This is a genomic window from Pseudomonas sp. MYb327 (genome assembly GCF_040438925.1).
Taxonomy (GTDB): Bacteria; Pseudomonadota; Gammaproteobacteria; order Pseudomonadales; family Pseudomonadaceae; genus Aquipseudomonas.
In genome coordinates this window covers 4,561,586-4,581,181 of record NZ_CP159258.1, presented here as the reverse complement: position 1 = coordinate 4,581,181, position 19,596 = coordinate 4,561,586, and the positions used below count along the sequence as shown (strand labels likewise).

Sequence of the window (19,596 nt, the reverse complement as noted above, 5' to 3'; positions counted from 1 at the left end):
CGCCATCGCGGGCAAGCCCGCTCCCACAGGGGATCGCCGTACTTGTGGGAGCGGCTTGCCCGCGATGGCGGCCGATAAACGCTGCAGGTCGCAACCAGTTCTCGCCGGACCGCGAACACCCGGCCTCCCAGCCGTGGGCATAGAGCTTGGAGTTGTGCCAGCGCACGCTGATCAGCGTCGGCGTGCAGGCGGTCAGCGGCAACGAGGCGAACATTGAGTTCTCATTCGCGGCGTTTGGCCGAGGTGTTTCTTTCGGCTTGGCAGGCTCGTCACCCGCAGTCGCGGCTGTCGCACCGTTGTCACGTTCGCTGGTGATGCTTGGCGGATGTCTTGCATCCAGCCTTGCGTTACCTCACCGATCACAAGGATGTCCGCCCATGTCGCAAGGTTCCGCCACGCGTTATCCGATGGTATTGGTCCCGGGAATGCTCGGGTTTGTTCGTTTGGTGCTTTATCCGTACTGGTACGGGATCATTTCGGCGCTGCGCCAGGGTGGTGCAGTGGTGTTCGCGGTGCAGGTTTCGCCGCTCAACTCCAGCGAGGTGCGAGGCGAGCAGCTGCTGGCGCGTATTGAGGAGATTCTGCGCGAGACCGGGGCGGAAAAGGTCAACCTGATCGGCCACAGCCAAGGTTCGCTGACGGCCCGGTATGCTGCCGCCAAGCGCCCGGATTGGGTGGCGTCGGTGACGTCGGTGGCAGGGCCGAATCATGGCTCGGAACTGGCGGACTATCTGCACAAACATTATCCCCATGACAGCGCCACAGGCCGGCTGCTGACCTTTTTGCTGCGGATGATCGCTGCCCTGATGAGCCTGTTGGAAACCGGTTATCGCGGGCCCAAATTTCCCGTGGATGTTCATGCGTCCCATCACTCACTCACCACCGAAGGGGTGGCGCTGTTCAATCAGCGATACCCACAAGGGTTGCCCGAGACTTGGGGCGGGCAGGGGCCGGAAGAGGTCAATGGTGTGCGGTATTACTCGTGGTCCGGCACCTTGCAGCCGGGCAAGACGGATAGCGGACGCAACGTGCTCGATGGCACCAACCGCAGTTGCCGGTTGTTTGCCAAGACCTTCGTCCGCGAAGCCGGGCATTGTGACGGGATGGTCGGGCGGTATAGCTCGCACCTGGGGACGGTGATTGGTGACGAGTATCCGCTGGATCACTTCGACATCGTCAATCAGTCGCTGGGGTTGGTGGGCAAAGGGGCGGAGCCGATTCGGTTATTTGTCGAGCATGCGGCGCGGTTGAAAGCGGCAGGGCTTTAGATTGCCCCTGTGGCGAGGGAGCGAGCTCCCTCGCCACAAAAGAATTAAGTGCGACCGAATACGGTCGTCCAGCGCTCGGAGAGAATCACCCCACCCAACGTCAACATCCCGCCCACCAAGTGGTACATCGCCAACTGCTCATGCAACACCACCGCCGCAATCAGCGCGGTAATCAACGGCAGCAAATTGAAAAACAACGTGGTTCGGCTCGGCCCCAGACGCACTACGGCCTGCATCCACGCCAACGGCGCGACCATCGAAGCCAGCAAACAGGCGTACAGCACCAGTGGAATATTTTGTAGGGTCAGGCCGGTTTTCTGCGAGGCAAGGAACAGCGGAAACAGCACCACCACCGCCACCAACACCTGCAAATACAGCAACACTAGCGGCGGCAAGCGCAGCTGCCATTTTTTCAGCAGGGTGCTGTAGATCGCATAAGCCAGTGTGGCGATCAGCATCATCGCGTCGCCCAGGTTCACCCCATGTTCCAGTAGTACACCAAGGCTGCCGGACGAGACGACTACCAATACCCCGGCGAACGACAGCACTGCACCGGCCAGGGCGCCGATAGTCAGGCGTTGACCGAGGCTGATGATCGCCATGGCCAGGGACATCAATGGCATCAGCGACAGGATGATGCCCATGTTGGTGGCCGAGGTCAGGCTCGCAGCGAAATACGCCAGGCTCTGATAGACCGCCATGCCCAGCACGCCGAGGATGAAAATCTTGCCGAGGTTCGGGCGGATCATCGGCCAATGGGCGATCACCGGTTTAAGCATGAAGGGCGAGAACAACAGTCCGGCGAGCAGCCAGCGGTAGAAGCCGATCTCGGCGGGGAAGATCGCCCCGGCTGACATTTTGGTGATCACGGTGTTGCCGGCCCATATGAAAATGGCCAGCAGGGGATACGCGTATTGCATCAGGGAAAAACCAGAACGTTAATGAGGGGCAATTATCCCCTGTCTGAATACAAGCCTATACTTCGATCCAGACAACCGGCCCCTGAATACGGACAGCATGACCAGTAAACACATCGACCTGCTGGATTTCAGCGAACTGCCGGCCCCGGTGTACTTCCGCTACGCCGACTTCGACACGCACGAATACGCTTCGGCGCACCGGCACCCCTGGGGCACGCTGGAGTATTCGGCCAACGGTGTGTTGCACATGGAAATCGGCAACAGACGTTTCATGTCGCCACCGCAATATGCGGTATGGGTCCCGCCCGAGACGGAACACAGCTTCTACAGCAACCAGCCAATCAATTACCGCGCGGTCTGTCTTGCACCTGCGTTATGCCGTGACTTGCCGCAACAGGCCTGCACCCTGGCCATCAGCGACATCCTCAAGGCCATCCTCAAGGATTTTGCCACCCGCGACGTGAAGATTCCTGAGCAGGAGGCGGACAAGCGTCTGGCCCAGGTGCTGGTGGATCAACTGCAACTGGCGCCAGTGCAAGAGTGTTATCTGCCCTATGCCAGCAGTCCGGGGCTACTTGGCATACTCGAAGCCCTGCAAGCCGAGCCTGGGGATAACCGGCCGCTGGCGGATTGGGCGACGCACATTCATGTCAGTGAACGCACCCTGGCGCGGCAGTTTGTCCGCGAGTTGGGCATGAGTTTTGGCGAGTGGCGCCAGCGCTTGCGGTTTCTTGCGGCGATTGAAGCACTGGACAGCCATCGCAGCATTCAGGAAGTCGCCTTCGACATGGGCTACAGCACCGGCTCGGCGTTTATCGCGATGTTCCAGCGCCAGGCCGGGTGCACGCCGGAGCAATATCGACGGAGCCATCTACAAACAAGGAAGGTGTAACAGCTGTTGTCTACACTGCAAAACATGGCCGTTCCCGCCGGTACGGCGCCCAGGAGAAAACTCCATGAAGTTTCTGCGTGTCCCTTTGTTGATGATCGGGTTGCTGCTCTGCTCCCAGGGTTTCGCCGCCACGGAACAACAGAACAAGATGACCACCTGCAACGCCGACGCCAGCGCCAAAAGCCTCAAGGGCGATGAGCGAAAACTCTTCATGAGCAATTGCCTGAAAGCCACGCCGGCGGCAACCGATGCCCCGACGACCTTGACGCCGCAGCAGGAAAAAATGAAAACCTGCAATGCCGACGCCACCACCAAGGCCCTCAAGGGTGACGAGCGCAAGGTGTTCATGAGTGATTGTCTGAAGAAGAAATGAACATTCAGCGGAATTTGTGGGGGGGGGCCAGTGAGGGCCTCATCGCTAGCCTGCTAGCGATGAGGCGGTTCAAGACGCTGCAAAAAAAGCCTGAGCCCCCGACCAAGGTCGACCCACACAATCCCTAGTGCTGTCACCCGAACGCTGGCAGACTGCCAATCCTTTTACGCCGTTCGTTTTGAGGCTGTATGCCAACGTTTTCTCAGCGTCATGTTTTGCTGGTCATCAGCTGGGTCATCATCTTCGGCGGACTGCTGCTGGTGCTTCCGTTGCGCTTGCTACCGAGTCTGTTGGCCGGGTTGTTGGTGTTCGAACTGGTCAACATGCTCACTCCGCAGCTTCAGCGATTGATCGAAGGTCGGCGTGCGCGCTGGCTGGCGGTGGCGTTGCTGGGAACTCTGATTGTCAGCGTCCTGTCGCTGATCTTCGCCGGCGCCATCAGCTTCCTGCTGCACGAGGCCGAAAACCCCGGCGCTTCCCTCGACAAGTTCATGGGCGTGGTCGACCGCGCACGCGGGCAACTGCCGCCGTTCATCGATGCCTACCTGCCGGCCAGTGCCGCAGAGTTTCGCGTGGCGATTGGCGAATGGGTCAGCAAACACCTCAGCGATTTGCAACTGGTGGGCAAGGACGCGGCGCACATGTTTGTGACGCTGCTGATCGGGATGGTGCTCGGCGCGATCATCGCCCTGCAGCGCATTCCCGACCTGACCAAACGCAAGCCGCTGGCCGCCGCGTTGTTTGATCGTCTGCACCTGCTGGTTCAGGCGTTTCGCAACATCGTATTCGCGCAGATCAAGATTTCCCTGCTCAACACCTTCTTCACCGGGATTTTCCTGGCGGTGATTCTGCCGATGTTCGGTATCAAGCTGCCGCTGACCAAAACCCTGATCGTGCTGACCTTCCTGCTCGGCCTGTTGCCAGTGATCGGCAACCTGATGTCGAACACCCTGATCACCATCGTCGGCCTGTCGCTGTCAATCTGGGTGGCGTTGGCGGCGTTGGGTTACCTGATTTTTATCCACAAGCTCGAATACTTCCTCAACGCGCGCATTGTCGGCGGGCAGATCAGTGCCAAGTCGTGGGAGTTGCTGCTGGCGATGCTGGTGTTCGAAGCCGCGTTCGGCCTGCCGGGGGTGGTGGCGGGGCCGATTTATTACGCGTACCTGAAGAGCGAGTTGAAGCAAGTGGGGATGGTTTGATCCGAGAGATGTGTTGCTTGATCTGAAGCCATCGCTAGCCTGCTAGCGATGGGAGCAACCTCGGTTTTGGATCAGTTCATCGGGCCGTAACGCTTGGCTGCCTCAATCGCCAAACCACTGCCGATGCTGCCAAAGATATTCCCTTCCACATGCCGCGCATTCGGCAGCATCGCCGACACGCTGTTGCGCAGCGCCGGAATCCCGCTCGAACCACCGGTGAAGAACACCGTATCCACCTGATCGACCCGCACGTCAGCGTCAGCCAGCAGTTGGGTCACGCTGTTGCGTACCCGTTCCAGCAGATTGTCGATGGCCGATTCGAACAGCGCACGGCTCAGCTCCACACTCAGGCCGGCTTCGATACGGTCCAGCGGCACGTGACGGCTGTCGGCGTGGGTCAGCTGGATCTTGGTCTCTTCCACTTCCATCGCCAACCAGTGCCCGGCACGTTGTTCGATCAGCTTGAACAGGCGATCGATGCCGCCGGTGTCTTCGATGTCGTAACGCATGCTACCCAGGGCCAGGGTCGACTTTTGCGAGTACACCGAGTTGATGGTGTGCCAGGTCGCCAGGTTCATGTGGTGGCTGGTGGGCATGTAGGCGCCGCTCTTCATGCGGCTGCCGTAGCCGAACAGCGGCATCAGGCCTTGCAGGCTCAGTTGCTTGTCGAAGTCGGTCCCGCCGATGTGCACGCCGCCGGTGGCGAGGATGTCGTCGTGGCGGTTGTCGTGGTTGCGACGTTCCGGGGAGAGGCGCACCAGCGAGAAGTCGGACGTACCACCGCCGATGTCGACGATCAGCACCAGCTCTTCCTTTTCGATGGTCGACTCGTAGTCGAACGCCGCCGCAATCGGTTCGTACTGGAACGACACGTCTTTGAAGCCAATGGCGCGGGCCACATCGACCAAAGTGTTTTCCGCTTCCTGGTCGGCCATTTCGTCGTCATCGACAAAGAAAACCGGACGACCCAGCACCACTTCTTCGAATTCCCGACCGGCGGTGGTTTCGGCGCGCTTCTTCAACTGACCGATGAACAGCCCGAGCAGGTCCTTGAACGGCATCGCCGTGCCGAGGACGCTGGTGTCGTGCTTGATCAGCTTGGAGCCCAGCAGGCTCTTGAGCGAGCGCATCAGCCGGCCTTCGTAGCCTTCCAGGTACTCGTGCAGCGCCAGGCGGCCGTACACCGGGCGGCGCTCTTCCATGTTGAAGAACACCACCGAAGGCAGGGTGATCTTGTCGTCCTCCAGCGCGATCAGCGTTTCCACGCCGGGACGCAGCCAGCCGACGGTGGAGTTGGACGTGCCGAAGTCGATGCCGCAGGCACGGGCTGGAGATGCGTTTTTCATGTCTTTCAGGTTCCGGTTAAAAAACGGCCGCGCAGTGTATGTCAGAGCGGCACAGAATCGAAGGCCGACTATCCGCTAAATCTTGCCTTTCGGCGCCTTGAAAGATGCCTCATCACCCCCAAACTACCCTGCATCAACCGGACAGCTACGGGGCGACCGCAAGAAGCCCCATCCGCTGCCGATAAACTTCTGATGCGCTACCCGGTCACAACCCTGAGATCGGTCAAATCCTGTGCTGCAATAAAGTGCATGCTGTGGCAGGTGGCGCGATTTCGATAACGGATGGTGATTCCCGCGATGGACTTCAAAGACTATTACAAGATTCTCGGTGTGGAGCCGACGGCAGACGACAAGGCGATCAAGGCCGCCTATCGCAAGCTCGCGCGCAAATACCACCCCGATGTCAGCAAGGAAAAGGACGCCGAGGCCAAGTTCAAGGACGCCTCCGAGGCCTATGAGGCGCTGAAAAGCGCCGACAAACGCGCCGAATACGACGACTTGCGCCGTTACGGCCAGCATGGCCAACCGTTCCAGGGACCACCGGGCTGGCAGAGCCGTGGCGGTTTCGGTGGCGGTGGCCAGGACACCGGCGATTTTTCGGACTTCTTCAGTTCGATCTTCGGTAACCGTGGCCCTGGTTTTGGTGGTGGAGAGTCGCGCCGCAGTACGGGGCGTAGAGGGCAAGACGTGGAAATGGAACTGGGGATTTTTCTCGAAGAGACCCTCTCGAACGAATCGAAGAAGGTCACCTTCCAGGTACCGCAATACAATGCGGCCGGCCAGCACGTCAGCAACACCCCGAAAAGCCTGAACGTCAAGATCCCCGCCGGCGTGACCGACGGCGAGCGCATCCGCCTCAAGGGCCAGGGCGCGCCGGGTGTCGGTGGTGGCGCCAATGGTGACCTGTACCTGACGATACGTTTTGCGCCGCACCCGAAATTCGATGTCGAAGGCGAGAACCTGATCATCACGCTGCCGCTGGCGCCGTGGGAGCTGGCGCTGGGCACCGAGGTCGCCGTGCCGACCCTGACCGGCAAGATCAACCTCAAGGTTCCTGCCGGCAGCCAGAATGGCCAGCGCATGCGCGCCAAGGGCCATGGCCTGCTGAACAAGGCCGGTGAGCGCGGTTATCTGTTTGTGCAGCTGAAGGCGGTCATGCCGAAAAAATCGGACGACGACATCAAGGCCTTATGGCAGGAACTGGCGAAAAAAGCCGCATTCGACCCAAGAGAAAATTTCTGATCCCAGAGACGGAGTAGCCCATCATGAGCAACCCCCTGATCGTTCAACTGGACCTGGCAGAATTCTGTGAGGCGACCGACCTGTCGGACGTCTACGTGATCGAAATTGTCGAACACGGCATCCTCGAACCTCAGGGCTCCGTGCCCAAGGATTGGCGTTTCACCGATTACGAACTGACCCTGGCCAAACGCGCCGCCAAGCTGCGGCGCGATTTGGAGTTGGAGTGGGAAGGGGTTGCGCTGGCGCTGGACCTGCTCGAAGAGGTCCAGCAATTGCGGGCGGAGAATCGGATGCTCAAGCAGCGGCTGGGGCGGTTGGTGCTGGAATAATTTTTCGAAGCCTGACGCTGAACCTGTGGCGAGGGAGCAAGCTCTCTCGCCCCAAATGCATTTTCTTCACAACAGCCCACCGGCCGTAAAGGCGTTACACCTTCCGGGGCAACACTACCGTAAACAACGTACCGTCCTCTTCATTCGAAGTGACTTCAATTGTGCCCTGATGGGCATTCACCACTTCCTTGACGATAAACAACCCCAACCCGAGGCTGGTCGAAGGCTGGCCGAGTTCTTCGTCCGCGCTACGCACCAAGGGGTCGAAGATCGTCGCGATGGAGTCTTCGGAAATCGGTATGCCGAAGTTATGCACCATCAGGTGAACCGCGTCCGGCCCGCCTTTTAGCGTCACCATGACATCACGTTTATTCGACCCATGCTGCAAGGCGTTACCGATCAGATTCTGTAACAACTGGGCGATACGTCTCGGATCCCAGACACCATGCACGTCGCCGAGTATTTTCAGGGTCGGATCGCACTCAGGATTACCGGCGCAGGCATCGGCGATCGCCGCATGGGCAACTTCGGCCAGATCCATGGGCGTCGGCTCGATCGGCAGGCTCTTGCCCAGGCGACTGCGCACCAGCTCCAGCAAATCACCGACCATCACCGCCATATGTCGCGTGCCCCGCTGGATGTGGGTCGCACAGGTCAGGGCCTCGCCCTGCAGCGTGGTTTTACGCAGGAGCAGTTCGATGGACATGCTCACCGCTTGCAGCGGCGCGCGCAGGTCGTGGCCGAGGATCGCCAGGAAAATGTCCCGCGAGTGATTGACCTGCTCGGCATAGGCCGCCGTGGATTCGGCCAGGGCTTCGTCGATGGCTTCGTTGAAGCGGATCATGTCCTGGAAATAGGCCATGTCGGGGGATTCAAGGCTGTCGACCCACAGGCGAATCACGCAAGCGCGCAGGTGGCGAAATTCGCTGGTCATCTGCACCAGGTCAAACCCTACGTTATGGCGCAATTCACCGTGACTGGCGCCGGCTTCGTCCAGGCTCGGGGTTTTTTCCGGGCCTTCACCCTTGGCCTTGGCTGCTTGCTCACTGGGCGTTTGCGGTTTGGTCATGTCCCGCGAGGCGGCCAGCAGGATCGACTTTGCGTGGTCGCGCAAGGCGGCGCTGTCCATGGATTCGGCAGCAGGGGTAATGGTTTTAGCGAACTGCTCCCACTCATCGACGATGCGATTTACGTTACAGGCGATGAATTCGGATAGGCGCATGGCAGTTACCTGAGCATGAATCGGAGGGAAACGATTCGAATAGTAGCCCCTTTGGCGGGAAAAACACGACCGCTTATGCAGCGGCATAAGCGGCGGCGTTTCTGGCGGTACATATCTATTGAACGCTCCCTGTTTTTCGAACCTTAAAGGCCTTTCCAGCGCGTTGGCTAAACGGATATTTGGGCTTTTTTTTCAGGGGCGGGTGCATAAGGCTGTGGGCTCCCATCCTGTCATCAAGGTGATTGAACAGTGTCTGAATTGCATGGAAGCAACTCGCTGGAAACGCCCGCTCAAAGCAACGGCGTTCATTACGATCGTGTACTGGCCGTCATACCCGACGCGATAAAAAAGGCCTCGACAGCGAGGCTGCAAACTCTTGAAACACAAAGGCCCAAGTTCCCCGAGTGGTACAGCGCTGCGCGGGAAATGGACCGCCAGTACCTCAAGGAATTGATTGAAGAACAGGGCCGATTGCAAGGCGTTCTGGACAAGACCCTGGGCGACTTGCAAAACGACATCAATGCCTTCGCCGAGCCCATCCTGAGCACGGCATTGAAAACGAATTTCAATACGGTCGAGAACGTCGACACGTTCAGCGTGCAACTGGCTGTGCCCAGCAACATTGCCTTTGTCATCGATACCGGGGCCAGTCGCGTTCGGCATTCCACGCTATTGGAAGCGGCGCTACACAATTTTGAAGAGGCCGAAACCGCTGAAGACGCGTGGCGCGACAGCTCCGGTATCTACCGCAAGGTCAAGGGCGGCGCCGTTGTGCTTGAGCCATCGATTGCCCTGACACGTTTTGCGACGATGTGCCGAAGCCTGGACATCGGCGGGCAATATCAGCGGCACATCAAATCCGTCCTGCTGCCCAGCGCCGTGGAAGCGCAGCAGACGTTACAGCAAGACTCGGTGGCCAGCGAAAAGGCCGCTTTTCAGGTGGCAGCGCTGATCGCCCATCTAAAGGGCGATATCAGCGCCTACGCCTACAGCAAGCTCGGGCTCCTGCGGGAAAACAAGCCCAACATCATGTTTCATGACCAGCCTTTGCACAGCCATCGTTTATCACTGATGGGCTTCAGGCTGACCGGCATCGTGCTGTTCAGTGCGACAGCCGACCCATCGGAATTGAAGAAAACCATCGATGCATTGACCCCTGACTCGCTGAAATTCTGGAGCGAATGGTCGCAGCGTATTCCCGTGTTACCCGGTAAAGAGTACGACCAGTTCAAGTTGCTACAGGCGTTCTTCGCCAATGGCCCGCGGGGCATGAACGATGAGCGGTTGCGCCGGGAGGATATTTATCAGCAGAGTTTTTTGTCCGGCCCGTTGATCGCCTACATCCCGGATGACCCTGTTCACCCCTTGAAGGAATACTCGTCGCTGACCGAGTTCATGAAGACGCTGATCGGCCAGTTGCGCGATACCGAGTACCAGGCCTTCTTTAGCCGGTTCGTGGCACAGAAGGACAAAGGTCTGTTCTTCACCCGGGTCAACGAACGTTTCACGACCTTTACCTGGCATCAGCGCGAACCGCTCGACATGGGCCCGTGGTGGCGGGAGACCGCGGTAGAGAACCCCAACGCAGAACCTATCACCAATCGCATCCCTGGTGACCTGTGGGTAACGCTGTTTCATGAGCGCCGCGACAAGGCCATCGCCGATGCCAGGCTCATTGCCGTGCCGACCGACGATGAAGATGCGGCAGCGCGTTTCAAGCGCCTGACCAGCTACCTGTCGATCGGCTGGAACGTGTTCAATTTCGCCGCGATGCTGGTGCCCGGTCTCGGTGAAGCGATGCTGGGCATCATGGTCGCGCAAATGCTCGCCGAAGTGGCAGAAGGGGTCGAAGACTGGAGCAAGGGTGATAAACAAGAGGCTTCAGCCTACTTCAACGGCGTACTGATCAACTTTGCTCAGTTGGCGCTCATGAGCGCCGTGCACGTGCTGCCTGCCGGCAGGCTGACGCCGATCAAGGTCTCGCCATTCGTCGAGGGCCTCAAACCGGTAGAGGTACGCGGCAGGGAGCGGTTGTGGAACCCGGATCTGCGTCCCTATGAGCATTCGCTTGCCTTGCCGCTGGACGCACCGGTCAACGAAAAGGGCCTTTATCGGCATCAAGACAAGGACGTGCTGCGGCTCGAGGAGAAGTGTTACGCCGTCAAGCAGGATCCAAACACCGGGCAGCATGGCCTTCAGCATCCAACCCGTGCCGACGCCTACCAACCGCGGTTGGAACATAACGGTGCCGGCAGCTGGAAGACTGAACTCGATCAACCCCTTGAATGGGACAGTCGCCAATTGCTCAGGCGCCTGGGGGCTTCGGTAGACAGGTTTTCCGATGAAAGCCTGGGTCAGGTGTTGACCGTCAGTGGCGTGCACGAGAATGCGCTGCGCCGGCTTCACGTCGAGCATGAAACCCCGCCCGCGATGCTGGTCGACACGCTCAAACGCTTTACCGCGTACGCCGATGCTGAAGCCTGCGCTGAACAGATTCTGGTCAACCTAATCGGTGAAGAGTGGGCCGGGTTTATCCCGCGATTCATGACGGAGCTACCGGGTTGGCCTGAGGGTAAAGCCATCGAAGTATTCGAGGGGCCGGGGCTGTCCGGTTCGTCGATCAAGGACGGCTATGCCGATGCGCCGCCGGTCGATACCTTGCAGATCACCCGGCAGGAACTGCTTGGCGGTGCCTTGCCTGGGCGAGTGGTCGGGTTCCTGGACGAACCGTCACTTCGTGAGCTGCTCGGCCAGTGGTTCTCCGGTGATCCGCAGCGGCGTATCGAAGCGTTGCGCGAACAATTGGCGGCGCAGGCGCGGCAAAACAAACGGCGTCTGTTCGATGGGTTGTATGCACGGCGCGAGCGTTCGACCGATCCTTCGGTGAGCCTGCTCAAAAGCGACGGGGCGGAGCTCTCGACCCGCATGGCCGAAGAATTGCTGGCGCATGCGCACCCCTCTGACGTGCAGCACCTCACCGCGAAAAAACGCGTATCCCTGAGGCTGGCAGAACAGGCGCGCGAGGCCGCACATCAACTGCGACTGGCACGGGCCTACGAGGGCCTGTATATCGACGAACTGCACAACCCCGACACGCTACGACTGGAACTGCACTCTCTGGCAAAACTGCCGGGATGGCCAGCGGATTTGCGCCTGGAAATTCGTCAATATTCTTTCGACGGCGCGTTGAGCGACAGCATCGGCCCAGTGGATGCACCGACGCGCAAAGTGCTGATCAGGGGCGAGGACGGTCGATACGAGGCGCGGGATACGCGCGATCAACAACTGCACGGTGCCGACACGTTATACGCGGCGGTATTGCACGCATTGCCTGACTCGCAGCGCGTTGCCCTGGGCTTCGAAATCCACGACGCCTCTGGGCTTGAGCAAGCGGTAAAGGCACAGCCACTGGACCGTCAGTCATTCGAGCCGATCGTGCGTGAAAACCCCGTGCTCAAACCGGCTTACGATCCACAAGTCATGCGCCTGCGGGGAGGTATGCAAGGTTTCGCGCAGCAAGTGCCGCCCGGGTCGGATCTGCACTGGCGGCTGCGATCGCTGTATCCAGGCTGCACCGCAGAGCAGGTCGACACACTGTTGACGGAGTTCCATCGTAACGGTGGTTTGGCCCATCAACGGGTGGCCGCACTTGAGGCTGAGTTCAATCAACTCAACCGATCACTGCGCCGCTGGATGGACTCACCGACCACTTCGTTCCGTTTTACACCCTCGGGCATTTCGGAGTGGCGAGCGCGCGACCTGGTCTGCAAAGCGATCCGGCAGTGCTGGCAGCGTACCGGGCCAGAAGGCGTAGCCGCCGCCGGAGTGATCCGCCCCCAAGCGTTGATGCTGGATAACGTTGCCAATCTGCGCCTGTTACTGGAGACGCTGCCAAAACTGGAAGCCAACTTCGACCATGTCACCCAAGTGAGCCTGCGCAATGGCGCACTGCGTGACACGCACATGCCTTTCCTGGATTCGTTTCGCCGAGTGCGCTATCTCAACCTGCAAGACAACCTGCTGACCGCCGTCCCGCAGGTGATCAGTGACATGAACCATCTCACCGACCTGTTTCTCAATGACAACCGCATAGAGCTGGATGTAATGGCGGTCGACCGATTGAAAAATCTGACCCAGTTGCAGTCTTTAGGGCTGCGTGGCAATCCGTTGAAACTCACCCCCAACATCAGCCGCATGCCGTGGTTGCAAGTGCTGTTGCTGAACGAAACAGGCCTGGAAGGCTGGCCTGTCGGGCTGTTCTCCCAATCACGGCCTCGCAGTATTTATCTCGATTTGCGTCACAACCCGATCAGCCAGATACCGGAAGTCGCGCCCGGTTCGTTTCGCGCCGAGTTGCTGGCGCGTACCGTCATCAGCCGGGAACCGCGCTGGATCTCGCCGGACAACCTCGACACCCTGAAGATGTACACCGAATCCCTTGGCATGGATCCCGAGCGCCCGTACCCGCCCCGAGGCACGATGGACAGTGCCGAATGGTCGGCAGGCATGACGGAGCGGCAATGGCAGGAGAAGCAGGAAGCCTGGAACGCGGTCGAGGATGAGTTCGACTCGGTGCCGTTCTTCAATGAAATCCGCAAGCTCACGATGTCCGCCGACTTCACGGCGGGTGGCGCCTATCAGGTGGACCTGACGGCCAAGGTCTGGCGGATGATCGAGGCCATGTCCGAGAACAGTGAACTGCGGGTCAAACTGTTCAACGAAGCCGCGACGCCCACCGAATGCGTGGATGGCGGCACGCAACTGTTCAATGCCATGGGCATGCAGGTGCTGATTCATGAGGCCCATGCACTGGGCAGCGCAGACCTGATCGAGGCGCGGTTGCTGGAGTTGGCGCAAGGCAAGTCGCGGCTCAATGAGCTCGGCGCCATTGCCCGGCAGCGGGTGGCGTCGCGGTTGGCAGCGGGCGAAAGCTTCCGGCGGATCGACAGGCAGGGCAATGTCACCGGCACCATCGATGAAGTGGAAGTCCACCTGGCCTACATGACTGATCTGGCACAACGTCTCGATCTGCCTTGGCAAGCACGAGGTATGCAGTTCCGCAAGATCGCCGGGGTCAGCAAGGAAATGATCGAAGCGGCGTTTCTGCGGATTGTGGCGTTGGAGGAAGGCGACTTGCTCGCAGATCGAATCCTCGAACAGCCTGTGTGGAAAGCCTGGCTCGAGTCTTCGTACGGCGAAGAACTGAACGTTCTGAAGCGACAGGTCGACGCCACGACGGATTTGCAGGATGCGCTGCAACGACGAAACAAGGCCGTCGAACCGGCCGCCAAGTCTGCTTTGGAGGTGGAAATCAAAGCGCTTTGTCGCGAGTTGGGCAGAGAGGAAAACGCTTTCGCCGGGGGGCAGGTCATGACTGACGAGCAATACACCCAGGCGTTGACGGACATCGATCAGCAGACCCGAGAAAAACTGAGATCGATCACTCAACAAGCGATAGTGCGTACGCGCTTGCAGCGAGCCAGGGTGATCCCAGGTCAATAATTACGACCAGGATCAACGCCTCGAATCCTGTGTTCGAGGCTTTTTTGAATCGTATGACGGATGGTGAGTGGTCGTCGTAGTGAGGGAGCAAGCTCCCTCGCCACATGGGGGCAGGTTGAAACAAGGGTGAACCTGTTTCGGGACTGGACTCATGCACGGTGTGGCGGGCCAACGTTATCCAGCACCCGGTTCACCGCCAGTTCACTGAGCATGATCACTTGCTGAAGTGCCAGCATGGCGTTACGGCTCGCGCCTTCGAGCATCCCGGCAAACTCGCTCGCCATCACGCTCGCTGATGCCAACGATTCACAGGCATGGGCCAATAGCGTTTCGTTGTCGATGTCCGGTGCAACCAAAAAAATGGTGCTGGGCGTATGTGCAGTGGCTAACTCAGGCGTGGTTGGATTCAGGTAAAAGTCCAGGGCGCGGTCGACAGCGGGGTGGATTTTTTTGGAAGCGGTGGAGAGGTAGGCGTTGGTGAATTCAGCTTCTGATCCAGCGGGTGAGTCGGTGACATTGGGCATGGTGAGTCTCCGTGGTAAGTCTGGAGCTGCCACGCTACTCGTCTCACTTCCGACGGCCAACCTTAAAAAGACGTCGGATGCTTCCTCGGTTTTTCGGGGTTTTTCATCGTTTCTAAACGTTTCATCGCGCAGGTTAAACGGCGCGCGACAGTGCTTGTTTAAAAAAACCCGATGACTGTCACCAGCCATCGGGTTTTTCTTTGGGCAAACGCTAAAACTCAGAACAGAAAATACCGCTGCGCCATCGGCAAGGTTTCCGCCGGTTCGCACCACAGCAATACGCCGTCAGCCTTGACCTGATAGGTCTGCGGATCGACGTCAATGTTCGGCAGGTAATCGTTGTGGATCAGGTCGGTTTTCTGCACGTCGCGGCAGCCTTTGACCACGGCGATTTTTTTCTTCAAACCCAGCGCTTCCGGCAACCCGGCCTCCTGCGCAGCCTGGCTGATGAAGGTCATGCTGGTGGCGTGCAGCGAGCCGCCATAACTCGCGAACATCGGGCGGTAATGCACCGGTTGCGGCGTTGGAATCGAGGCGTTGGCGTCGCCCATCAGGCTGGCCGCGATGGCGCCGCCCTTGAGGATCAGCGTCGGTTTGACCCCGAAAAACGCCGGGCGCCACAGCACCAGGTCCGCCCATTTACCCACTTCCACCGAGCCCACTTCATGGCTGATGCCATGGGTGATCGCCGGGTTGATGGTGTACTTGGCGATGTAGCGTTTGGCGCGGAAGTTGTCGTTGCCTTCACCGTCACCGGGCAACGGGCCGCGCTGTTTTTTCATCTTGTCGGCGGTTTGCCAGGTGCGGGTGATGACTTCGCCGACGCGGCCCATGGCCTGGCTGTCGGAGCTGATCATCGAGAACGCGCCGAGGTCGTGGAGGATGTCTTCGGCGGCAATGGTTTCGCGGCGGATGCGGCTTTCGGCGAAGGCCACGTCTTCGGCAATGCTCGGGTCGAGGTGGTGGCAGACCATCAACATGTCCAGGTGCTCGTCGATGGTGTTGCGCGTGAACGGCCGGGTCGGGTTGGTCGAGCTCGGCAGCACGTTGGCAAAACCGCAGGCCTTGATGATGTCCGGCGCATGACCGCCGCCCGCGCCTTCGGTGTGGTAGGTGTGGATGGTGCGGCCCTTGAACGCGGCGAGGGTGGTTTCGACGAAGCCCGATTCGTTGAGGGTGTCGGTGTGGATCGCCACCTGCACGTCGTACTGATCGGCGACGCTTAGGCAGTTGTCGATGCTCGCCGGCGTGGTGCCCCAGTCTTCGTGCAGCTTGAGGCCAATGGCGCCGGCCTTGACCTGTTCGATCAGCGGCTCCGGCAGGCTCGCGTTGCCTTTGCCGGTAAGGCCGATGTTCATCGGGAAGGCATCGGCGGCTTGAAGCATGCGCGCCAGGTGCCACGGGCCAGAGGTGCAGGTCGTTGCGTTGGTACCCGTGGCCGGGCCGGTGCCGCCGCCGATCATGGTGGTGACGCCGCTCATCAGCGCTTCTTCGATCTGCTGCGGGCAGATGAAGTGGATGTGGGTGTCGATACCACCGGCGGTGAGGATCATGCCTTCACCGGCGATGACTTCGGTGCTGGCGCCGATGGCGATGGTGACGTTCGGTTGCACGTCCGGATTGCCCGCCTTGCCGATGCCGGCGATGCGTCCGTCCTTGAGGCCGACGTCAGCCTTGACGATGCCCCAGTGATCAATGATCAGTGCGTTGGTGATCACCGTATCGACCACTTCGGCAGCGAGCAATTGGCTCTGGCCCTGACCATCGCGGATGACTTTGCCGCCGCCGAATTTCACTTCTTCGCCGTAGGTGGTGAAGTCTTTTTCCACTTCGATCCACAGTTCGGTGTCGGCCAGACGGACCTTGTCACCGACGGTGGGGCCGAACATGTCGGCGTAGGCCTGACGGGAAATCTTCATTCGTTCGCCTTGAGATTCAATTGAATTTGGAACCGCTCGCGTAGCTCGCTATCGCTGGCAAGCCAGCTCCTACAGGGGCGCATTCCAACGCGGAAGTAGCGGTGAAATACGATCCCAGGTAGGAGCCGGCTTGCTGGCGATGGGGCCGGTACTGACGCGGAATAACTTAAAGATCACCCATGATCCGCCCGGCAAACCCGAACACTCGGCGATGCCCGGCCAGATCGACCAACTCGACATCGCGGCTTTGCCCCGGCTCAAAACGCACGGCGGTCCCGGCGGGGATGTTCAGGCGCATGCCGCGACTGGCGGCGCGGTCGAAAGTCAGGGCGTCGTTGGTTTCGAAAAAGTGGTAATGCGAGCCGACTTGAATCGGCCGGTCGCCGCTGTTGGCCACCTTCAGGCTGAGGGTGCGACGGCCAACGTTGAGTTCGATGTCGCCGGGCTGGATCTGGTATTCACCGGGAATCATCAATGGGCTCCTTGGAGAACTTTGTAATAGAGGGCGGTCGGCTTGTAGAGGCCGCTCGGGTCGCAGGCGTAGTCGGGGATTTCACCGGCGCGGGTGTAACCCAGTGCCTTGTAGAAATCTTCCGCCGGTGAACCTGCTTCGGTGTCCAGGTAAAGCATGCCGCGCTTGTGTTGCAGGGCCGCCTGTTCCAGGGCGCTCATCAACTGCTGGCCCAGTCCGCGACGACGCGCGTGCTCGCGTACCAGCAGCTTCTGCACTTCGGCACGGTTCAGACCGTTAGCTTTCTGGCACAGGGTCAGTTGCACACTGGCCTGCACTTGTTCGTCCTTGACCACCACCCACAGCAGCACGTTGCCCTTGTTCAGGTTGTCCTGAACGTCATCGAAGTAGGCGCGGGCCTGAGTTGCGTCCAGGTCGGCCATGAATCCGACGCTGGCGCCATAACCGACAGCATCGAGCAGCAGGTCAATCAAACCCTGACGGTAGTGCGCAAAGCTTTCAACGTTGACGCGTCGCAGTTGGGCGGGGTTCATGGGGTCACTCCTTGTTGGCGGTCGGAGGTTCGGCGCCAGGATTGAGGGTCAGTTGCATAAAGGTCAGGTCCAGCCAGCGACCGAACTTGGTGCCGACCTGGGGCATCTGCCCGGTGGTCACGAAACCGATGCGTTCGTGCAGACGAATGGAGGCCGCGTTGCCGCTCTCGATTGCAGCGACCATCACATGCTTGCCGCAGTCTCTGGCGCGTTCGACCAAGGCGTCCATCAAGCGCGGGCCTAGGCCATTGCCGCGTTGGTCGCTGCGCACGTAAACCGAGTGTTCGACGGTGTGGCGGAAACCGTCGAACGGCCGCCAGTCGCCGAATGAAGCGTAGCCCAGCACGTGCTGGTCGGCGTTGACGATTACCAGGATCGGGTAGCCCTGGGCTTGCCGGGCGCTGAACCAGGCCTGGCGGTTGCCCAGGTCCACGGCTTGTTCGTTCCAGATCGCCGTGGTGTTGAGCACGGCGTCGTTGTAGATGTCGCGGATCGCCGGCAGGTCGGCGTGCACGGCATCGCGGATGTGGTAAGTCATGGCGCGGCCTCAGGCGATGGGTTGGTGGACGGTGACCAGTTTGGTGCCGTCGGGAAACGTCGCTTCGACCTGAATCTCCGGGATCATTTCCGGGATGCCTTCCATCACTTGTTCGCGGCTGAGCAGGGTGGTGCCGAAGTGCATCAACTCGGCCACGGTCTGGCCGTCACGGGCGCCTTCGAGCAGCGCCGCGGAGATGTAGGCCATGGCTTCGGGGTAATTGAGTTTCACGCCGCGGGCCAAGCGCCGCTCAGCCACGAGGCCGGCGGTGAAGATCAGCAGCTTGTCTTTTTCACGTGGGGTCAGGTCCATCGTTGGAATCCATCTGGGCAGATAAAAAATTCGGAACTGTTAATACATCACCTGTAGGAGCCGGCTTGCTGGCGATGGCGGCGTATCTACCGACATCGATATTGCCTGACCCACCGCGATCGCCAGCAAGCCGGCTCCTACAGGGGGGATTGTGTTCAGGTGTTCCAGATTCGCGGTGGCATGGCTTCGCGGCCAAGCAGTGTCGGGCGCAGCAACCTCCATAAATCAATCAGCCAGCCACGGGCTAACAACGCCTCACTGGCCAGGCACCGGGCGACCAACAGCCCCGGTAATTGCGTCAGATCTCCGCGCACATCGTTGGGTAATGAACGGCAACGCTCCAGCAGGTCACTGTCGATTTCTCCGGTCACCAACAGGGTGGCAAACACCGGTTGCCCGTCCAGGCCAATCGGCGAATCGAGCAAACCATCGCCCCCGACAATGCGCTGACGTTCGTGCCAGAGCAACTGGCCATCGCGGCGGATATCCAATTGGGCCTGAAAATGCCCGAGGTCGAAACGCTCACCACTGGCCGGACGCCCGAGGGCCACGACGTCCCAATAGAACAATCGCGCATCGCCTTCAAGGTCGATGGAGGTGCTGAGCTCAGCCTGGGCGGCGCTGAAAATGATGGTTTCTTGCGGCAACCATTCCAGTGTCGCACCCGCCGCCACCTGCAATTTCAACTGCTGATAAGCGGGGCCGGCCGCGCGATACCACTTGGCCGCACCCGGGCTGGTGATCTGCGCCCAGGCATCGGGGCCGACACTGGCGCAAATGTCCAGGCGATCACCGCCGGCAATCCCGCCGGGCGGGTGGACGATGATGTGCTGGCAGACTTGCGGCCCTTCGGCATACAAATGCTTCTGCACCCGAAGCGGGCCGAGGTGACGGCGTTGAACCGGGCGCGTACTGTCGCCGAACCGGGCGTAAGCCAGTTCGAGCTCGGCGTGCCAACTGGGCGTGAATAAAATGGAGGCAGGTAAATTCATGGTTTCTAAT

Annotated in this window: 17 protein-coding genes and 2 pseudogenes; 8 read left to right on the top strand and 11 right to left on the bottom strand. The window is 59.9% G+C overall.

What is annotated here, in order from left to right; genetic code table 11:
* Positions 1-82: 82 nt before the first annotated feature.
* Positions 83-181, bottom strand: a pseudogene (locus ABVN21_RS20680) (LysR family transcriptional regulator); the annotation flags it as partial.
* Between the two features lie 32 nt (positions 182-213).
* On the opposite strand from ABVN21_RS20680, the pseudogene ABVN21_RS20675 reads away from it, so the two are divergent.
* Positions 214-297: pseudogene (locus tag ABVN21_RS20675) on the top strand (FMN-dependent NADH-azoreductase); the annotation flags it as partial.
* 80 nt (positions 298-377) lie between these two features.
* Positions 378-1,268: a triacylglycerol lipase gene (locus ABVN21_RS20670; RefSeq protein WP_339554279.1), complete on the top strand. Its 891-nt coding sequence runs from the start codon at positions 378-380 to the stop codon at positions 1,266-1,268.
* A 44-nt stretch (positions 1,269-1,312) separates the two neighbouring features.
* Here the strand turns inward: ABVN21_RS20670 and ABVN21_RS20665 are convergent, their stop codons facing one another.
* Positions 1,313-2,188: a DMT family transporter gene (locus tag ABVN21_RS20665; RefSeq protein WP_339554278.1), complete on the bottom strand. Its 876-nt coding sequence runs from the start codon at positions 2,186-2,188 to the stop codon at positions 1,313-1,315.
* Positions 2,189-2,285: 97 nt separating this feature from the next.
* On the opposite strand from ABVN21_RS20665, the gene ABVN21_RS20660 reads away from it, so the two are divergent.
* The 3 genes from ABVN21_RS20660 to ABVN21_RS20650 all read left to right on the top strand — a co-directional run bounded on the left by ABVN21_RS20660 (position 2,286) and on the right by ABVN21_RS20650 (position 4,655).
* On the top strand, positions 2,286-3,080 hold the full coding sequence (locus ABVN21_RS20660) for a helix-turn-helix transcriptional regulator (protein WP_339554277.1): 795 nt from the start codon (positions 2,286-2,288) through the stop codon (positions 3,078-3,080).
* Positions 3,081-3,144: 64 nt separating this feature from the next.
* Positions 3,145-3,453 (top strand): PsiF family protein, encoded by a 309-nt coding sequence (locus tag ABVN21_RS20655; protein WP_339554276.1) that lies wholly within the window; start codon positions 3,145-3,147, stop codon positions 3,451-3,453.
* 188 nt (positions 3,454-3,641) lie between these two features.
* A complete protein-coding gene (locus ABVN21_RS20650) occupies positions 3,642-4,655 on the top strand; it encodes a hypothetical protein (protein WP_339554275.1) in 1,014 nt (337 codons plus the stop codon).
* Between the two features lie 71 nt (positions 4,656-4,726).
* Here ABVN21_RS20650 and ABVN21_RS20645 read toward each other — a convergent pair whose 3' ends face one another.
* Positions 4,727-6,001 (bottom strand): Hsp70 family protein, encoded by a 1,275-nt coding sequence (locus ABVN21_RS20645; RefSeq protein WP_339554274.1) that lies wholly within the window; start codon positions 5,999-6,001, stop codon positions 4,727-4,729.
* 297 nt (positions 6,002-6,298) lie between these two features.
* Between ABVN21_RS20645 and ABVN21_RS20640 the strand changes: the two genes are divergently transcribed.
* Both ABVN21_RS20640 and ABVN21_RS20635 read left to right on the top strand, forming a co-directional pair.
* A complete protein-coding gene (locus tag ABVN21_RS20640; RefSeq protein ID WP_339554273.1) occupies positions 6,299-7,243 on the top strand; it encodes a DnaJ C-terminal domain-containing protein in 945 nt (314 codons plus the stop codon).
* A gap of 23 nt (positions 7,244-7,266) precedes the next feature.
* Positions 7,267-7,572 carry a chaperone modulator CbpM gene (locus ABVN21_RS20635; RefSeq protein ID WP_339554272.1) on the top strand — a complete coding sequence of 102 codons (306 nt, stop codon included), beginning with the start codon at positions 7,267-7,269 and terminating at the stop codon, positions 7,570-7,572.
* A gap of 94 nt (positions 7,573-7,666) precedes the next feature.
* Here the strand turns inward: ABVN21_RS20635 and ABVN21_RS20630 are convergent, their stop codons facing one another.
* Positions 7,667-8,794, bottom strand: a complete 1,128-nt coding sequence (locus ABVN21_RS20630) for a HAMP domain-containing sensor histidine kinase (RefSeq protein WP_339554271.1) — start codon at positions 8,792-8,794, stop codon at positions 7,667-7,669.
* A 249-nt stretch (positions 8,795-9,043) separates the two neighbouring features.
* On the opposite strand from ABVN21_RS20630, the gene ABVN21_RS20625 reads away from it, so the two are divergent.
* Complete coding sequence (locus ABVN21_RS20625; protein WP_339554270.1) at positions 9,044-14,296, top strand: DUF6543 domain-containing protein; 5,253 nt, start codon at positions 9,044-9,046, stop codon at positions 14,294-14,296.
* A 149-nt stretch (positions 14,297-14,445) separates the two neighbouring features.
* Here the strand turns inward: ABVN21_RS20625 and ABVN21_RS20620 are convergent, their stop codons facing one another.
* The 7 genes from ABVN21_RS20620 to ABVN21_RS20590 all read right to left on the bottom strand — a co-directional run bounded on the left by ABVN21_RS20620 (position 14,446) and on the right by ABVN21_RS20590 (position 19,586).
* Entirely contained in the window at positions 14,446-14,820 is a 375-nt protein-coding gene (locus ABVN21_RS20620; RefSeq protein ID WP_339554338.1) for a DUF6124 family protein, read from the bottom strand.
* A gap of 218 nt (positions 14,821-15,038) precedes the next feature.
* A complete protein-coding gene (ureC, locus tag ABVN21_RS20615; RefSeq protein WP_339554269.1) occupies positions 15,039-16,739 on the bottom strand; it encodes an urease subunit alpha in 1,701 nt (566 codons plus the stop codon).
* Positions 16,740-16,905: 166 nt separating this feature from the next.
* Positions 16,906-17,211, bottom strand: a complete 306-nt coding sequence (locus ABVN21_RS20610) for an urease subunit beta (RefSeq protein WP_339554268.1) — start codon at positions 17,209-17,211, stop codon at positions 16,906-16,908.
* Positions 17,211-17,744: a GNAT family N-acetyltransferase gene (locus tag ABVN21_RS20605; protein ID WP_339554267.1), complete on the bottom strand. Its 534-nt coding sequence runs from the start codon at positions 17,742-17,744 to the stop codon at positions 17,211-17,213. The genes ABVN21_RS20610 and ABVN21_RS20605 overlap by 1 nt, the downstream gene beginning before the upstream one ends.
* 4 nt (positions 17,745-17,748) lie before the next feature.
* A complete protein-coding gene (locus ABVN21_RS20600; RefSeq protein WP_339554266.1) occupies positions 17,749-18,282 on the bottom strand; it encodes an N-acetyltransferase family protein in 534 nt (177 codons plus the stop codon).
* Positions 18,283-18,291: 9 nt separating this feature from the next.
* On the bottom strand, positions 18,292-18,594 hold the full coding sequence (gene ureA / locus ABVN21_RS20595) for an urease subunit gamma (protein WP_007907366.1): 303 nt from the start codon (positions 18,592-18,594) through the stop codon (positions 18,292-18,294).
* 155 nt (positions 18,595-18,749) lie between these two features.
* Complete coding sequence (locus tag ABVN21_RS20590) at positions 18,750-19,586, bottom strand: urease accessory protein UreD (RefSeq protein ID WP_339554265.1); 837 nt, start codon at positions 19,584-19,586, stop codon at positions 18,750-18,752.
* Between the last annotated feature and the right edge of the window lie 10 nt (positions 19,587-19,596).

Coding starts and splice junctions, on each gene's coding strand:
- ABVN21_RS20645 (WP_339554274.1), bottom strand. CDS start 6,001: ATGAAAAACGCATCTCCAGCCCGTGCCTGCGGCATCGACTTCGGCACG.
- ABVN21_RS20660 (WP_339554277.1), top strand. CDS start 2,286: ATGACCAGTAAACACATCGACCTGCTGGATTTCAGCGAACTGCCGGCC.
- ABVN21_RS20630 (WP_339554271.1), bottom strand. CDS start 8,794: ATGCGCCTATCCGAATTCATCGCCTGTAACGTAAATCGCATCGTCGAT.
- ABVN21_RS20600 (WP_339554266.1), bottom strand. CDS start 18,282: ATGACTTACCACATCCGCGATGCCGTGCACGCCGACCTGCCGGCGATC.
- ABVN21_RS20665 (WP_339554278.1), bottom strand. CDS start 2,188: ATGCAATACGCGTATCCCCTGCTGGCCATTTTCATATGGGCCGGCAAC.
- ABVN21_RS20655 (WP_339554276.1), top strand. CDS start 3,145: ATGAAGTTTCTGCGTGTCCCTTTGTTGATGATCGGGTTGCTGCTCTGC.
- ABVN21_RS20605 (WP_339554267.1), bottom strand. CDS start 17,744: ATGAACCCCGCCCAACTGCGACGCGTCAACGTTGAAAGCTTTGCGCAC.
- ABVN21_RS20620 (WP_339554338.1), bottom strand. CDS start 14,820: ATGCCCAATGTCACCGACTCACCCGCTGGATCAGAAGCTGAATTCACC.
- ABVN21_RS20670 (WP_339554279.1), top strand. CDS start 378: ATGTCGCAAGGTTCCGCCACGCGTTATCCGATGGTATTGGTCCCGGGA.
- ABVN21_RS20640 (WP_339554273.1), top strand. CDS start 6,299: ATGGACTTCAAAGACTATTACAAGATTCTCGGTGTGGAGCCGACGGCA.
- ABVN21_RS20610 (WP_339554268.1), bottom strand. CDS start 17,211: ATGATTCCCGGTGAATACCAGATCCAGCCCGGCGACATCGAACTCAAC.
- ABVN21_RS20590 (WP_339554265.1), bottom strand. CDS start 19,586: ATGAATTTACCTGCCTCCATTTTATTCACGCCCAGTTGGCACGCCGAG.
- ureA (WP_007907366.1), bottom strand. CDS start 18,594: ATGGACCTGACCCCACGTGAAAAAGACAAGCTGCTGATCTTCACCGCC.
- ureC (WP_339554269.1), bottom strand. CDS start 16,739: ATGAAGATTTCCCGTCAGGCCTACGCCGACATGTTCGGCCCCACCGTC.
- ABVN21_RS20650 (WP_339554275.1), top strand. CDS start 3,642: ATGCCAACGTTTTCTCAGCGTCATGTTTTGCTGGTCATCAGCTGGGTC.
- ABVN21_RS20635 (WP_339554272.1), top strand. CDS start 7,267: ATGAGCAACCCCCTGATCGTTCAACTGGACCTGGCAGAATTCTGTGAG.